The organism is Shewanella violacea DSS12, from assembly GCF_000091325.1.
Classification (GTDB): Bacteria; Pseudomonadota; Gammaproteobacteria; order Enterobacterales; family Shewanellaceae; genus Shewanella; species Shewanella violacea.
Genome location: NC_014012.1, coordinates 3523349 through 3538353, shown reverse-complemented (window position 1 = coordinate 3538353; position 15005 = coordinate 3523349). Strand labels below are relative to the sequence as shown.

Annotated in this window: 11 protein-coding genes and 1 pseudogene; 7 read left to right on the top strand and 5 right to left on the bottom strand. The window is 44.8% G+C overall.

Features of this window, described 5'->3' with window-relative positions; genetic code table 11:
• Nucleotides 1–224 precede the first annotated feature (224 nt).
• The gene (gndA, locus tag SVI_RS14715) at nt 225–1778 is read left to right on the top strand and encodes an NADP-dependent phosphogluconate dehydrogenase (RefSeq protein WP_013052396.1); all 1554 of its coding nucleotides are present in this window, start codon (nt 225–227) and stop codon (nt 1776–1778) included.
• 99 nt (nt 1779–1877) lie between these two features.
• Here gndA and SVI_RS14710 read toward each other — a convergent pair whose 3' ends face one another.
• Nucleotides 1878–3581: an RluA family pseudouridine synthase gene (locus SVI_RS14710; RefSeq protein WP_013052395.1), complete on the bottom strand. Its 1704-nt coding sequence runs from the start codon at nt 3579–3581 to the stop codon at nt 1878–1880.
• 776 nt (nt 3582–4357) lie between these two features.
• Between SVI_RS14710 and SVI_RS21710 the strand changes: the two genes are divergently transcribed.
• On the top strand, nt 4358–4843 hold the full coding sequence (locus tag SVI_RS21710) for a hypothetical protein (protein WP_013052394.1): 486 nt from the start codon (nt 4358–4360) through the stop codon (nt 4841–4843).
• Nucleotides 4844–4953: 110 nt separating this feature from the next.
• Nucleotides 4954–5259: a putative signal transducing protein gene (locus tag SVI_RS14700; protein ID WP_013052393.1), complete on the top strand. Its 306-nt coding sequence runs from the start codon at nt 4954–4956 to the stop codon at nt 5257–5259.
• Nucleotides 5260–6136: 877 nt separating this feature from the next.
• On the opposite strand, the gene SVI_RS14695 is transcribed toward SVI_RS14700, so the two are convergent.
• Nucleotides 6137–6877, bottom strand: a complete 741-nt coding sequence (locus SVI_RS14695) for a glutathione S-transferase (protein WP_013052391.1) — start codon at nt 6875–6877, stop codon at nt 6137–6139.
• Between the two features lie 119 nt (nt 6878–6996).
• A pseudogene (locus SVI_RS14690) lies at nt 6997–9274 on the bottom strand (peptidase U32 family protein).
• Nucleotides 9275–9544: 270 nt separating this feature from the next.
• Here SVI_RS14690 and SVI_RS14685 point away from each other — a divergent pair.
• Complete coding sequence (locus SVI_RS14685; RefSeq protein ID WP_013052388.1) at nt 9545–9982, top strand: GNAT family N-acetyltransferase; 438 nt, start codon at nt 9545–9547, stop codon at nt 9980–9982.
• Between the two features lie 106 nt (nt 9983–10088).
• The gene (locus tag SVI_RS14680; protein ID WP_013052387.1) at nt 10089–11471 is read left to right on the top strand and encodes a leucine-rich repeat-containing protein kinase family protein; all 1383 of its coding nucleotides are present in this window, start codon (nt 10089–10091) and stop codon (nt 11469–11471) included.
• A gap of 10 nt (nt 11472–11481) precedes the next feature.
• Here the strand turns inward: SVI_RS14680 and SVI_RS14675 are convergent, their stop codons facing one another.
• Nucleotides 11482–11721 carry a DUF3624 domain-containing protein gene (locus SVI_RS14675; protein WP_013052386.1) on the bottom strand — a complete coding sequence of 80 codons (240 nt, stop codon included), beginning with the start codon at nt 11719–11721 and terminating at the stop codon, nt 11482–11484.
• 75 nt (nt 11722–11796) lie between these two features.
• Complete coding sequence (locus SVI_RS14670; protein ID WP_013052385.1) at nt 11797–12669, bottom strand: 1,4-dihydroxy-2-naphthoate polyprenyltransferase; 873 nt, start codon at nt 12667–12669, stop codon at nt 11797–11799.
• Between the two features lie 324 nt (nt 12670–12993).
• Between SVI_RS14670 and SVI_RS14665 the strand changes: the two genes are divergently transcribed.
• Both SVI_RS14665 and tesB read left to right on the top strand, forming a co-directional pair.
• A complete protein-coding gene (locus SVI_RS14665; RefSeq protein WP_013052384.1) occupies nt 12994–13911 on the top strand; it encodes an SDR family NAD(P)-dependent oxidoreductase in 918 nt (305 codons plus the stop codon).
• A 189-nt stretch (nt 13912–14100) separates the two neighbouring features.
• Nucleotides 14101–14967, top strand: coding sequence for an acyl-CoA thioesterase II (tesB, locus tag SVI_RS14660; RefSeq protein WP_013052383.1), 867 nt, complete (start codon nt 14101–14103; stop codon nt 14965–14967).
• Nucleotides 14968–15005 lie beyond the last annotated feature (38 nt).

The following is a 15005-nucleotide window of genomic DNA, read 5'->3' as shown; positions in this document are numbered from 1 at the left end:
GGCTAAACATGAAACTAATTCGCCATTACAGCGTAAAGCCTAGTAATTAACTTACCAAAGTCTGTATAATCTGCGCCAAATATAACCTATTGTCCATGCTCCTTAAGTGAGCAGTCTCTTAAAAAAGAGCGGCTAATTGTTCTCGACAGTCCTTCGGACTAGAAAGTGTCTTAGTCAATAACAAGATAGGGTAAATTATCTCTGTGACCTGCGGAATTTAATCAATGCAAAACCACACCAAATTACATGATATCGGCGTTATTGGACTGGGTGTTATGGGCAAGAACCTTGCACTCAACATTGCCGATAATCAATACAGTGTCGCCGCGTTTGATCTCGACTCAGACAAGGTGCAAGGTGTTGTGCAACAAGAGAAATCTGATCGCATAACCAGCAAGCAAACTCAAGTACCTCTACGTATCAATGGCTGTAATAATCTTTCTGAAATGTTATCTAGCCTCGAAAAACCGCGTATCTTGGTGCTCTCTGTACCAGCAGGTGCCCCTGTAGATGGTGTGTGTAAAGCACTCATCGACGCGGGTATCGAATCTGATGATATCGTTATCGATACTGGCAATAGCTTGTGGACCGACACCGTCGAGCGCGAAGCGCGTTACTCCAAGCAATTTATCTTCTTTAGCTGCGCCGTATCCGGCGGTGAGATGGGCGCACGTTTCGGTCCGTCATTGATGCCAAGCGGTGATATCAAGGCCTGGGACAGAATTAAGCCTATATGGGAAGCGATTGCGGCTAAAGTCGATGCTGAAACCGGCTTACCCATAGAGCGTCAGGAGCCAGGTAATCCTGTGACTGAAGGCGAGCCATGTACCACTTATATTGGCCCAGCAGGTTCTGGTCATTATGTGAAAATGGTGCATAACGGTATCGAATACGCCGATATGCAGCTTATCTGTGAAGCTTATCAGTTACTCAGTGATGGTTTTGCCATGACAACGACTGAGATTGCCGACCTGTTTAATAAATGGAACCAAGGCAGCCTTAATAGCTACTTGATGGAGATCAGCGCCGAAGTCTTGAGACAGGCAGATCCCATTTCCGGTAAGCCTCTAGTTTCGATGATCCTCGACAAGGCTGGGCAGAAGGGCACAGGACTCTGGACTGCGGTAAGCAGCTTGCAGATAGGTTGTCCGGCCCCTACGATTGCCGAAGCCGTCTATGCCCGCGCTATCAGTACCCAGAAAGATCAAAGATTCAAATTGAGTCAATTGCTAAAAGGTCCTGAGGCTGCAAAGCCAACAGCTGAAGAGCGTGATAGCTTTATCGCACAGCTTGAAAATGCCCTCTATTGCGCCAAAATTGCCTGTTATGCCCAAGGCTTCCAGCTGATGGCCATGGCGGCGAAAGACAAGGGATGGAACTTAGATTTTGCCGAAATAGCCAAAATCTGGCGTGCCGGTTGTATTATCCGAGCAAGGTTCCTGCAATCTATCACTCAAGCCTATCAGGCAGCAGCTATTGATGGAATTGAGTTAGACAACTTGCTGATGGCTGATGCCTTCTGTATTGCCTTGTCTGAGAAACAACTGGACTGGCGTAAAGCTGTATCGGCAGCGGTAATGAAAGGTATTCCTGTGCCTTGTATCAGTTCGGCTCTGGCCTATTACGACAGTTATCGTTGTGAAACCTTGCCAGCTAGCCTGCTGCAGGGACAGAGAGACTTCTTCGGTGCCCACACTTTTGAGCGTACCGATAAACCAGCGGGTGAGAAGTATCACCTGAACTGGAGTCATGCCGACAGAGACTTGATTAAGGTCTAACTCTGCTAACTTAGCGAGTTTTACTCTTAGCTAAAAAAGGCTTCCAATTGGAAGCCTTTTTTGTGGGCGTTAGCAACTAACAGCTAACAGCAATGGTGCTTAAAAATCTGCCTCTATGCTAAAACTCATGGCTTCACCTGTTGTTGGGTGATTGAGAGCTAATAGCTCGGCATGGAGATGCAGGCGTTGGCTCTTTTTACCATAGAGGTCGTCACCGACAATCGGCATGTTCAGGCCTTTAGGGTGGGCGCTATGAACCCTAAGTTGATGAGTACGCCCCGTCTTGGGATAGAGGTGCACTTTAGTGAGTCCGTCGCGCCTAGAAATGACCTGCCATTTAGTCTCTGCTGGTTTGCCGTGTTCGAAGCAGACTAGTTGCCTGGGTCTATCATCAAAATCGCCGCGAAGGGGTAAACTTATTATGCCCTCATCTTGGCTTAACTCACCGGTTAACAGGGCGACATAACGTTTCTTGACTGTGCGAGTGATAAATTGCTTCTGCAAGCTTTTATTGGCCGCCTTGTTGAGGGCGATCACCATCAAGCCTGAGGTGGACATGTCGAGTCTGTGGACGATGAGCGGGCCTGTGGCCTCAGGGTAAAGCTGCTTAATTCGTGAATACACTGAGTCATCTATGTTTCTACCGGGAACAGACAGGAACTCGGCGGGCTTGTTGATCACCAAGATATCTCTATCTTGATAGATGATATCGAGCAGCTTACCTTCGGCAGGATTGATCAGCAGCGGGTTTTCATCGGTAGCTAGACCCTCAAGCATATGTCCCAAGATAGGCTGACATTTTCCCTGACAGGCTCCGTAGAAGTTCTTATGCTGCCTTATTTCAGATTTTGGTGCTTCTCCCCACCAAAACTCGGCCATGGCGAGTGGGGTCATGCCATGTTTAAAGGCGAAATGTAATAACTTAGGCGCGGCGCACTCGCCTGAGCCTGCTGGGGGGACCTTATGTATGGTGCCCTTAAAGATATCACCTAAGCTTCTGTGCTCACTCTTTATGTTTAAGAAGCGATACTCATCAAACAAACGTTGTTGCAGGGCGGCGGACATGGTTTTACGTTTAAGCTTTAAGGCCGACAGATGTTCGTTTAATTGGCCATGTACCAATCTGGCATTGGCCAGTCGCTCATCCCAATAGACGTTTAACTCTTTCAGCCGGTTCTTATCCTGCACGCTCTCTCTACTCATCTGAATACCGAGTTGTTTGAGGGCGTCTTCATCGAGGGACTCACCCGCCAAACGTTGAGATTTTCTGTGTTTACGATTTTCAATCATAGAGGCGCGATGGGCGGCAATTTGCTGTTCAGCGAGCTGAGTTTCATCGGCTAATACAGTTTGTGAACGTGCCAGGTCTGGATCGCGGTTAACTTCGGTGATTTCAGCGTTTATCAGGTTTATCTTGTCTTGTTCGGGAATAAAAAATCCGTCTTTAGCCAACATATCAAATACTGGTGGAACCAAGTGTGGCAGCAAGTTTTGATCGGCTATCTTGCCGGAAAAAGCCGACAGGTAACCTAGCTCACCCTGTTCATTTTTCACCAGGAGTACACCGAACATCTTGCCTAAGCCATCAGCGCCATGGACATTGAGGCCAGAGCCTTTAGCTTCATGTAAACCAAAGTTGTGTTGCCAGTCAGTCTGGGTTTCTAGGTGTTGCTGTAACTCGCTAGCGGCCAACAGGCACAGAGGGTGAGGCTCATAATAAAATGGAAAGGTAAAAAGTTCCGGAAGAGTAAATTCTGCGGTTGACGCTTTAAATGAGGTAAAACAATGTTCTGGAGAATGCATCTGCTTGTCTTTTTAGTAAACGGCTACTTATAAACCAATAGTCTTGAACGTTTAGCGCTTGAAGCTCAAGTCTCATCTGGACTCATGGGGGCATCTGGCGATAAATGTCGATAAAAAATGAGCTGGGGATTTTAACCTTTCACAAGCAAGAGATCACCTAGCAATGGATAAATTGCTGTTTTTTTATTTGGGTTCGTTTGAGTATTTTGTTCTTGGCTAGCTTATTTGAAAGCCTGGCTGTCATTTTAATCTAACGCCTGCCAAGCGAGATATGGGCAGATGATTGGCTAGTGTGTTTATAACTTTTATATTCATTGTAACCTAGCGCCTGTCCGGCGAGGTATGTGCACTCTTTACTTCTCGTAGGTTCTACGAGACGGTGAATATGGCGCAGACATGCGCTTATGAACGAGAGGCACGGATGCCGAACTGGCCCTTAGATAGGATATCATTCAAGCACTTCCCTGTGGTCTCTGCAAAAAGTCCTTTTTTGGGAAGCTCGCAGCCGCATCGACACTTGATTATTCACAAGCAGTTTCTCTCTAGTTAAGTTCTTTTCGTCGGGATAAAACACAAAAAAATATGCCTGCCCTGCGTTTATTGATTGGTTTATTGATTGGTTTATAGGCAAGTAGAGTATTGATGATTTTTGATAGTTTCGGTATGTTACTGATTAATAATGGGTGGCTCTAACTTTTTGCCAGGCAGTCTAACTCGAAGTCAGTCCAGTTGGCCTGTCGATTATTGAAACGTTATAAATCTAAAGGAGTTCAATTGTGGTTTCTGGTGTGATCGGCGGCATTATTGCTGTGATGATTTGTACGTTTATATCTTCGAAAGTCGGTAATAAATCCGTAGATGGCCAATTAAAATTTGGCTTGTTTATTTCGGGATTAGCTTGGACATGCACGGTAATATCATTAGCTTGTGTATATGTACTTTTCTTTACGGAATACAACGAAGAGCGAGATTTTTGGGCTCTAATTGGATTGATTGGTGGTTTCGGGATCTGTGCTATTTATTCATTCGGTGAAGCATATAAAGTTCATGGGAAGTTTGACGAGCAATCAATTGAATTTCATACACCTTGGACAGGTTCTAAAAATGAGAGATGGGAAAATCTTGAATTTATTAAATTTAATTCTCAAGGGAATTGGTACCTTTTAAAGTTTAAAAGTGGTGCAAAAATTAGATTGTCAGCCTTACTTGGTGGCCATAGGCTTGCCCTAGAGCACCTAAAGTCTCTAGGCCACGACTTCTAACTAGCCTAGCAAGACACAATTGCAAGGATATCACTGTGCAAAGGAAACGGCATAAGCAGTTGTGCCAGCACTTGGTTCACTTATTATTGGGGTGATATGGGGATTCAATTATGAAGATGGTGTATTCAAACGAAAATAGTTTTCTGGTGAACAATGTGAAAAATCTCATCGAAGCACAAGGCATAAGTACATTTATCAAAAATGAATTTGCCCAGGGAGCTGTAGGTGAAATCTCAGCCTTAGATTCTTGGCCTGAGCTTTGGGTTAACAATGATGCCGATTTTGAGTCTGCCACTGAAATATTGGCGTCTTCACAGACTTGCATCAAGGGTGAGGACTGGGTCTGTAAAAGCTGTGCAGAGAAAAATGCCCCATCTTTTGAAATCTGCTGGAATTGTCAGTGTGAAAACTCATAATAACCAGTTCACCATACACTTGGCTGGTTCCGCTCCGAGTCTCATTGTAGCCAGCGATTAAAAGCCCACCTTTGATGTTGCAATATGATTAACTCTGGTATCCCTAGTTAATCCTGGGCGCAATCAAAACTAATTTTAACGATATTCTTGTCGGCGCCATTGAATTTATTACTATCAAAAGGTATGCCTGTGCTGGCGTTCGCTATCTTTCTTTGAGTAAGAGTTGTTGCGGAGGGGGTTATATTTGCACTAATAAAAGTGTTTATTAGCTTGGTGCTTGGTACTGTGTACCTAGTTGTGTCAAAAGGCTTTTAAAAATCATTGATACTTTACTCATCACTCAATGTTCCAGAGAAATATTTACAATATTGTCATTGAAGGAAGCTGCAAGATGGCAAGTTGTTACTAGTAAGGCAATGAGGTATTTGCAGTCTATTTAGAATGGATGTTTTGCTTGTTTTTTGACGAGGAAAATAAAGGCCATCGATAAATCTTGATGGCCATCTAGTGCTTAATGAGCTAGAGAACTACTTGAACCTTTCTTCGCTGCCTTGGCTGCTTTCTTCTCTTTTGCTGTTAAAAGCGGTTTCTTTTTGACATTCTTTTTACTGTCTTGACCTTTACTCATGATGCTTTCCTTTTGAGGTAAACTCTTAAACCTAAAGTTAGTTTGAGCCAACCTAAGGGCTGTGGGCTGTGGTTACGTAGTGGCCTTTATTCTCAAGCTAGAGGTCAATACATAACAATATCAGTATGCCTCTACAGAAGATCAATTGATAGGAATAGCTTACATTAGCGGGTCGGTATATGCATTCTTGTATCTTATTTGCACATACTAGCTAGCACGGAATATCAATCAGGCGAGTTAGAGAATTTTTCAACCAAAAGGGTAGGCTTCTCCAGTCTCTAAATAGAGCGGAAACTTTTTCATCATTCGGGAAAATAGCGGCCGGTTTAAATGGTCTTTTAACCACTGTCTAAGTAGCGGGTAGGGAGATTGCAAATACCAATGGCGATCGACTCGGGCAAACTGACGCACGAAGGGCAGTAGTGCAAAATCAAGTAAACTTAGGCTGTCGCCCATTAGGTATTGATGCTGTGACAGGCGTAGCTCTAATGCTTGTATAAATGACTCGCACTGTGTTCTTAAATCGGCTTCTGTGTCTATATGGTAGCGTTTGGCATCTTTATATTGCTCGAGTAATGGCTTGAACACCTTATCGTTATACCTGATCAATTCGAGCATAGCGGGTAGCGCTTCAGGTCTTTGGCTTAACAGTAGATCATCAGGGTCGTTTATATTCAGTGCCCAAAGCATGATATCCACACTTTCATCTATGATTCTTGGCGGTTTGGTTTTGTCTGAGCTCTCGGCCTTAAGCTCAACCTCTACCTCGCTTCCTTTCACAATCTCATCGTTATTCTCTATCACATCTTCAAGCACCAGTACTGGCACTGTGCCCTTGGGAGAGAAAGCTAGCATCTCCTCGGGTTTGTTTTTAGTGACTACGGCTTTGAGCATCACCTTTTGTTTTGCCAGTAACAAGCCTAAGCGGGCTCGCATGGCATAGGGGCAGTGCTGCAGTGAATAGAGAGTAGGTAAGGGGAGCTGGCTCATAGGGTGTTATCGCTTCTATTGGCTCTTTAAGGATTAAGAAAGAAACAGACTGACTAAAGCAAGAGCAGCCCATCTAGAAAAACAGATAGGCTACTCATTCTAAAATATTACAGGATCGATTACAGACCTTGCTTATATTGAGCATGTGTCGACACTGTCACCATAGAATCTAGCTGTATCTTTGCGTCTTCACTGCCCTGTAGCAGGTTTTCAAAATGTTCAATAAGCTGAATCTTATCCAGCTTGGCTTTAGAGCCTGAGCCGATATCGGTCAGGTCGATAAAGAACTCATCGAACAGATTAGAGTAATCTTGGATCACATCTAAGTTTAAGAACTGCTCGTCGTTATAGATACTCGGGTAACCGCCTTTTTGCTTATCGACGGCAAATGAGATCCCTTTGACATTGGTTATCGTGGTGGCTTTCTCACATTTGAGCATACAGCCATCTTCGATACTCGGCTTGTTACAACCTACAGTCTGTTGGAAGAAACATTGGCGACTGGTCATCATCAAAATGGGATGATAGATGCTGTAGAGCAACTTAAATCCTGGTGGACGCTTTAAGTTTCTTATCTGCATACGATTAATTTCGTTAGAGATAAAGGCACCAGAACAGTTCAAGTCTTCTTGAAGGGTGTTAAGGGCATAGGAGTTAGTGGTATTTAAAAATGGTCCAGCAATCCACTCTATTCCCATCTCGAAGGCCTTATAGGCAACGCCGGTGTTATTACTGACGATATGTGCAGGCTTAACTTCTTCGAGAATTCTCACGGCTTCGAGATAGTCTTTGCCGATCAGTACCGCCGGGAACCAAGGGATGAATCTTGGATTACGCTTCAATAGCTCAATATATTTATCGCAGTTTTTCTTAAAGCTCTCAGGTAACTTAAAGTAGATGTCGGCATCGGTAACATCGCCGAGGTGAGCATCTTTCTCGTCACTGATCAGCAAAGAAAGGCCTGGCTTATCGTCTACCTTGGCATGCTGTTGCAGTTTTGGTAGCTCGACGGGGGAGATCACATCCACCGAGTTATTGAGTAAAAATGCTAATCTATTTTTAAGCGCCGTCAGGTCTTTAAATGGAATGCTCAGACCTGTAGATAACCCACTAAAATCATATTCTTGTATAATATAATCAGCATTATTGAAACTTCTGAAACGTTTCTCCAGTGCTTCTTTATCTAATGGCGATTTATCCGAGGCTCGCATCATAGAGTCTGATTGCACCGAGAATGTTTCGACTCGATTACCTCCTTCGACCTGAGTCGAAATAGTCTCGACACTTGCCTGTATAACTAACGGCTGATCTTGCTGTCCACAGAAGCGTAAACTGAGTAGCATCTTGTCGATATTAAGATATTGGATCTTATCTTCAAGTGTGGCACCCAGCTCATTTTTATCGGTTTTTAGAGTGTGTTTTACTGCTTGAATCTGCACCACTGAGATGGGCGTTGTGTTTTGATACCGCGTGATTAACACTGTTATCGCGAGGGTTATCGATAAACATATCTTTAGTGAGATTACCCTTCAAGAATGAGTTGGTAAAATCACGGTTAAAGACCTTGTAAAGGTTAGTGTCATCTTCCAGTAGCTTGCCTGTCTCAACAAACTGGTTGATCTGCTTGCGCCAGCTATCGACGACAGTATAAACATAGTGTGCGCCCTTAATTCGGCCTTCAATCTTAAGTGAGTCGACCTGAGCATCGACTAGCTCGGGTAGATCAAAATAGGCTGAATTATCTTTTAGATTCAAAGGGAATTTATTGCCTGCAGCCGTCTCTTCATATTCATCACGACAAGCCTGACTACAACGGCCTCGGTTACCTGAATTACCTACACTGACTGAGCTCGAATAACACTGGCCAGAGAAGGCGATACAAAGGGAGCCGTGAACAAAGACTTCGGTCAACATATCATGTTCATGAGCCAGGGCTGTGAGTGATTTTATCTCACCTAAGTTCAATTCTCTTGATAGGTTGACGCGAGATGCACCGACTCTGCTGAGGAAGTGAATCTGACCTTCGTTGTGGGTGGTTAGCTGAGTCGATGCGTGAATGTCTAAGCTTGGGAAGTGCTTCTTAACCAGATTAAACAGACCGAGATCTTGAACTATAATGCCATCTAAACTGGTGTTGACCAGTTGATTCAATAACTTAAATAGCGCCGGGAGTTCATGCTCCAATATCACCACGTTTAAAGTCAGGAAGACTTCACATTCATACTGATGAGCTAGCCTTAAGATGCCACAGAGATCATCAAATGAAAGGTTGGCGGCCCGGTTACGGGCATTAAATGTGTCTAAACCACAATATACGGCGTTGGCACCGGCCACAATAGCGGCCTTTATCGCTTCAACATCACCGCCAGGCGCTAACAACTCAATTTTTCTACTCATCTCAGACTGACTCACTCAATTATTCGATTATCATTTTTTGAGGGGCGATTTTACCCGCATCCCGCCAGCATTGCCATACATTAGGTTTTGATGGATTAGTTAGCTAAACACTCTTGGGGATTTCGACATCTTATTTATTAACCGCATCAGCTTGTTAAGTTGAATTTTCGTCATGTTTGTCTTAGTTATTTGATTTGATCAGTTTGAATGATTAGCTTAAGCCTGAATCCCCAAAGTCGATTAAAAGACAGTAATAGAAGGTAAGTTTTTATGACCCATGAGATCAATTTTCAACAAACACTAACTCACGATGAACAGCAAATATTGTGGGACGGAATAGAGCAAGCCATTAGCGCCAAAGTGGGCAAAACCGGTCGACATGATCTGTGTTTTTTATTACGAGATGACCAGGGCGAAATATTGGGCGGGGTACAAGGTAATTGTGATAATTGGGGCTGGCTGTGGATCGATTCACTCTGGGTGAGCGAGTCATTGAGAGGGCAAGGATTGGGCAAGAAATTACTATATATGATTGAAGATAAAGCCATAGCGCTCGAGTGTACTCACTCTCATCTAACCAGTTTTACCTTTCAGGCTGCGGATTTTTACAAGAATCTTGGTTATTCGGTATTTGGTGAGTTAGAGAATTATCCTCTGGGACACAGTAGATGCTGGTTGAAGAAAGAGCTGGTAACTTTATCAATGTAACTGTGAAGCCTGGCACTTTACTAGGAGCGCTCTCCATTCCTTTCTCAAGATGGATATATGCTATATCATGTCGCGCTATTTTCAATGATAAGTAGAGTGATCAGGTTTGCAAACATTAGCAGCACTTAAAAATGGACAGTTAACATCGACGATACGTTTACAGTTAGCCGAAAATCTAACTGAATTTCCCCGAGAGATCTTTGATTTAGCTGATACTTTAGAAGTGCTGGATCTTTCTAATAATGGCTTATCCAGTTTACCCGATGACTTTGGCCGGCTGACACAGCTCAGAATTCTTTTCCTGTCAAACAATCAATTTGAAACCTTACCTAAGGTGTTAGCCGATTGTCCTAAGCTTGAGATGATAGGTTTTAAGGCGAATAAAATTCGCACTGTCGACGAAGATGCCTTGCCGGTTCAGACTCGCTGGTTAATCTTAACCGATAATAAAATCGAGGCATTACCTGATTCTATGGGGCAACTGTATCGCCTGCAGAAGCTCGCCCTGGCGGGGAATCGTCTCTCGTCGCTGCCTGAGTCTATGGCTAATTGTAAAAATCTAGAATTAGTACGTTTATCGGCAAACCAACTTACTCATCTTCCCGATTGGTTATTGCAATTACCTAAGCTAGCTTGGTTAGCATTCGCTGGTAATCCTCTGGATAATAATGCTTCAATTAGCGAGCCTTCGATGGTCAAGGCTATGCTCACGGTTAAGATGACAGATATCGACTTAGCCGAGCAACTCGGTGAGGGCGCATCCGGTGTCATCTATAAAGGTCAGTGGAATCACCAGCCTGTTAGCTTACATGGCACGCCTGATACTATCGCGGTAAAACTGTTTAAGGGTGAGGTCACTAGTGATGGTTATCCTGCCGATGAACTAGCCTGTTGTTTGCAGGCTGGTGAGCATACAAACCTTATTAAAGTCATCTCTCAGATAAACGAGCAAGAGCATCTGGGTCTGGTGATGGAATTGATCCCGCCGAGTTTCTTTAACTTAGGTCTGCCACCCTCTCTGGTAACTTGTACACGAGATACCTTCGAATCCGGGACTCAGTTTAGCGTGTCACAAATCGCTAAAATTTTACAGCAGATGGCGGCGACTATGACACATCTGCACCGTCAAGCTGTGAGTCATGGGGATCTCTATGCCCACAACACCATGATTAATAGTGATGCTGAGATGCTATTTGGTGATTTTGGTGCCTCGTCGGAATTATCTGTGCTACCTGAGCGACAAAGAGAGGCGATGCAAGCCATAGAAGTTAGAGCCTTTGGCTGTCTACTGGACGATCTCTTGTCCGTTAATGCGAAACACTTAAACGATGAAGCCGAGAAATCGGGCCAGCAAGCGCTCTTGTCTGGGTTAGTACAAATCAGAGACAGCTGCTTAGATGATGAGTTTGCACTTCGTCCCAGATTCTTCGAAATTAGCGACAAGCTAGCGTCAGTTGTTTTGCAGCCAGTGACTGAAGCCCAGCTGTAAACTAGCTAGTTTAACTTCTGTGTGTCAGTGAACGATAGCCAAATACGACAAGGTGAGCCAGCAAAAGCCCTGTAAAGCTGATACAAAAGAACACCAGGGCGATGGACTCGACTCTATAGGGAGTATCCCAATAGAGTCCCCACCATAGTGGCCAACTCAATGCCGATAGCAAGCTGAGTTGCCACATACAGGATTTACAACGCCCCAGCTTTTGCGCAAAAACTGACGACTCATACTCGTTACAGGCCATCTATCTCAATCCTACTTATTAAGCAATAGTGGCGCTTAAAGCGCCGCTATCGAGCAGACGTTTGTCATCATGACGTTAAACCAAGAATAAACCGATACTAAATAAGCCACTGAAAATCATGGTGAGCTTAGCTGTGCGGCCGAGCAATGGGTTTAACGCCTCTCCTGAGGTCACACTAAAATCACTGTTCAACTTACGTGCTATTACCAGTGATAGGCCGGCTAGTAGCACAGGGGCGCCTGGCAGGAAACCGAGAAAGAAACTGCCAATAATGAGTGCGAAAGGTAGGTAGACCAAGGTTTGATAGAGCACGCGAGCCTGTCCCTCGCCAATGCGTACAGCTAAGGTTTGTTTGCCCACTTTTGCGTCAGTAGTCATATCTCGGGTGTTATTGACCAGCATTATCGCCGCATTTAAGCAGCCTATGGCAGCGCCCAATATCCAGGCTGCCGTGCTGGTTTCACCCGCTTGCAGAAAATAACTGCCAACCACTGCTACCAGACCAAAAAAGACAAAGGCTGCTACCTCTCCTAAACCATGGGATGCCAGCGGGTATGGCCCTGCGCTATAACCAAGAGCACCACCAATGGCGGCAACCGCAAGCAGTGCAATGGGCCAACCTCCGTGGAAGATGAGATAAGAGCCAACAATAAGCGCCAGTACTAGGCTGAGCACCATGGCATTGCGGACTTTTTCCGGTGAGATCAAACCAGCTTGAGTCACACGCACAGGCCCTAACCTTTCTTCGGTATCGACACCCGTCTTAAAGTCGAAGTAGTCATTGGCTAAGTTAACCGCAACTTGCAATAAAATGGCACATAGCATGGAAGTACAGGCGATTAACCAGCTGAACTGTTCTAATTCGAGGGCTAATATGTTTCCTACCAAGAGTGGCCCAATCGCCGCCGGCAGAGTATTAGGCCTTATGGCCAAAATCCAAGGGTTCATTTATTCTATTCTTAAGGGGAACATCTAGGCTGCAGATGCTCACTGGTTATTAATCGTCATATCATATCAAGTTTCATGACCACGATGAAGTGAACCTAATCTATGACCTAGTTTGGACCTAGTTTGGCTTAAATACCAAACTTAGGGATCTATGCATAAAAAGGAATCATATTTTGTTATCGGCTTCAAAGAAATGAGCCGACAGATATGCTTTTATACTTAAGTTGACTCCCTAGCTTGATAAGCATTTTAAGCCGAAGAGAGTCAGGCTAGTTTACTGATTGTCATGCTTCTTTTTAGGGTATTTATTGAGGAGGATTTTCCATGCGTTTTGATGAGCGAGTTGCTGTGATCACTGGAGCGGGATCTGGGTTAGGTCGAGCCTATGCCCTTGCCTTAGCCGAGCGTGGTGCCAAGGTGGTATTAATTGACTCGGGTGCTCAGGATGAAGACAAGACTGGAGTCGAAAGTTCCGGGCTAGAAAGCTGCCATCAAGATGTGCTTGCCCTGGGTGAGCAATCTATGCGGTTTACTCTAGATGTCAGCGACTTCGTTGGGGTCAAACTGGCAGTGACGGAGATTATAGCTCAATGGGGGCGTATCGATATTTTAGTCAACAACGCCGGCATTCATTCTCCCTGCGATTTTGACCATTTAACGGTGGACATGTGGCAGCATCAGCTAAATGTCGATCTTAATGGTAGCTTCTACATGACCAAGGCGATATGGCCTCAGATGAAACGGCAAGGCTATGGCAGGGTAGTCATGAGCTGTGCAGCCAGTGGTTTATATGGCGATATGCATGAAACCTCATACAGTGCCAGCAAGATGGGTTTGATAGGATTAGTCAACAGCCTCTATCTCGAAGGAATTGATCACAATATCAAGGTTAACAGCTTAACCCCTCATGCCTTAACTTCGATGACAGAAAAACGACTGGCTTCTTCGGTACAAGCTCTGTTTTCTAAATCATCCATTACCGCAAGCATGATGTTTCTCTGTGGTGCCAAAGCGCCTACTGGCCAGCATTTACTCACTGCGGCAGGCAGTGTCAGTCATGGTCAATTTACCGAATTTAAGCCCTGCTATTTTCCTGCCGGCTCATGTAAGCCCGAGTCAATACTCAATAACTGGCAACAGATCCATCAGGCACAGCCTGCCAACCTACACCGAAGTGGTGAGGATCAAGTACTCGCCTGGGCCCAGCGAAGTGCGGGGGAGCGTCATATCGCTATCGAATGACTTGGGATATTTGAGGCTGGAATTTATTGCTTAGCCAGGTGTGAGTCTTGGATGAATCTATGATTAAGCGGTTATGTAACTTGGGTGTTATCTAGGGGTGATTTCCACTCCTGACTCAGTAAAATTCTGGCTGAACACTACTCGCTGAGTTAAGCTGTATGGCTGTTGATTACTAGTGTGAGGCATGCGATGAGCCAGGTATTAAATGATCTATTATCTCTACTCTCTTTAGAGCGAATCGAAGAGGGGCTATTTCGAGGACAGAGCCAAGATTTAGGCTTCGGTCATGTCTTTGGTGGTCAAGTGATGGGGCAGGCTTTGAGCGCGGCCAAAGAGACTGTACCGGCGTCGCGCCAGGTTCACTCTCTGCATTCATATTTTCTCCGTGCAGGAGATGAGAAACTGCCTATCGTTTATGATGTCGAAGTCATGCGTGATGGTGGCAGTTTCAGTGCAAGAAGAGTCAAGGCTATTCAGAAAGGTCGGCCCATTTTCCATATGACCTGCTCATTTCAGGAATATGAAGTCGGGCTTGATCATCAAGATATAATGCCTGATGTACCAGGTCCTGAAGGGCTACCGAACCAGCAAGATCTTGCCATGACACTCCAGGATAAAGTGCCACCTAAAATGCTGGAAAAATTTATGGATGATGCACCGATTGAGATGCGTCTCGTCGATGCTTGTAATCCTATGATATCGACAATCACAGAGCCTAAGCGCTATGTATGGCTCAGAGCAAGTGGGGAAGTGCCAAAAGACTTTTCGGTCAACGAATACTTGTTGGCCTATGCGTCGGACTTTAACTTTTTGGTCACGGCTGCGCAGCCACACGGGGTCTCTTTTCTGACTCCTGGTATGCGTATGGCGACGATCGATCATTCTATCTGGTTTCATCGTCCATTGGATTTGAATGACTGGTTGCTTTATTGCATCGAGAGTCCTAGCGCCAGTGGTGGCAGAGGCTTCGTTAGGGGGCAATTTTTTAATCAGAAAGGTGAGCTAGTGGCATCTTCGACCCAAGAAGGTTTAATGCGTATGGCTTCGCCCAAATAGCGGAGCCGATACAGGGAATTATTTACGGCTATAATGGG

Bases quoted from the DNA above. Each gene is read 5' to 3' on its own strand.
- SVI_RS14670 (WP_013052385.1), bottom strand. From the start codon at position 12,669: ATGAACCCTTGGATTTTGGCCATAAGGCCTAATACTCTGCCGGCGGCG.
- SVI_RS14700 (WP_013052393.1), top strand. From the start codon at position 4,954: ATGAAGATGGTGTATTCAAACGAAAATAGTTTTCTGGTGAACAATGTG.
- tesB (WP_013052383.1), top strand. From the start codon at position 14,101: ATGAGCCAGGTATTAAATGATCTATTATCTCTACTCTCTTTAGAGCGA.
- SVI_RS14710 (WP_013052395.1), bottom strand. From the start codon at position 3,581: ATGCATTCTCCAGAACATTGTTTTACCTCATTTAAAGCGTCAACCGCA.
- gndA (WP_013052396.1), top strand. From the start codon at position 225: ATGCAAAACCACACCAAATTACATGATATCGGCGTTATTGGACTGGGT.
- SVI_RS14695 (WP_013052391.1), bottom strand. From the start codon at position 6,877: ATGAGCCAGCTCCCCTTACCTACTCTCTATTCACTGCAGCACTGCCCC.
- SVI_RS14685 (WP_013052388.1), top strand. From the start codon at position 9,545: ATGACCCATGAGATCAATTTTCAACAAACACTAACTCACGATGAACAG.
- SVI_RS14675 (WP_013052386.1), bottom strand. From the start codon at position 11,721: ATGGCCTGTAACGAGTATGAGTCGTCAGTTTTTGCGCAAAAGCTGGGG.
- SVI_RS14665 (WP_013052384.1), top strand. From the start codon at position 12,994: ATGCGTTTTGATGAGCGAGTTGCTGTGATCACTGGAGCGGGATCTGGG.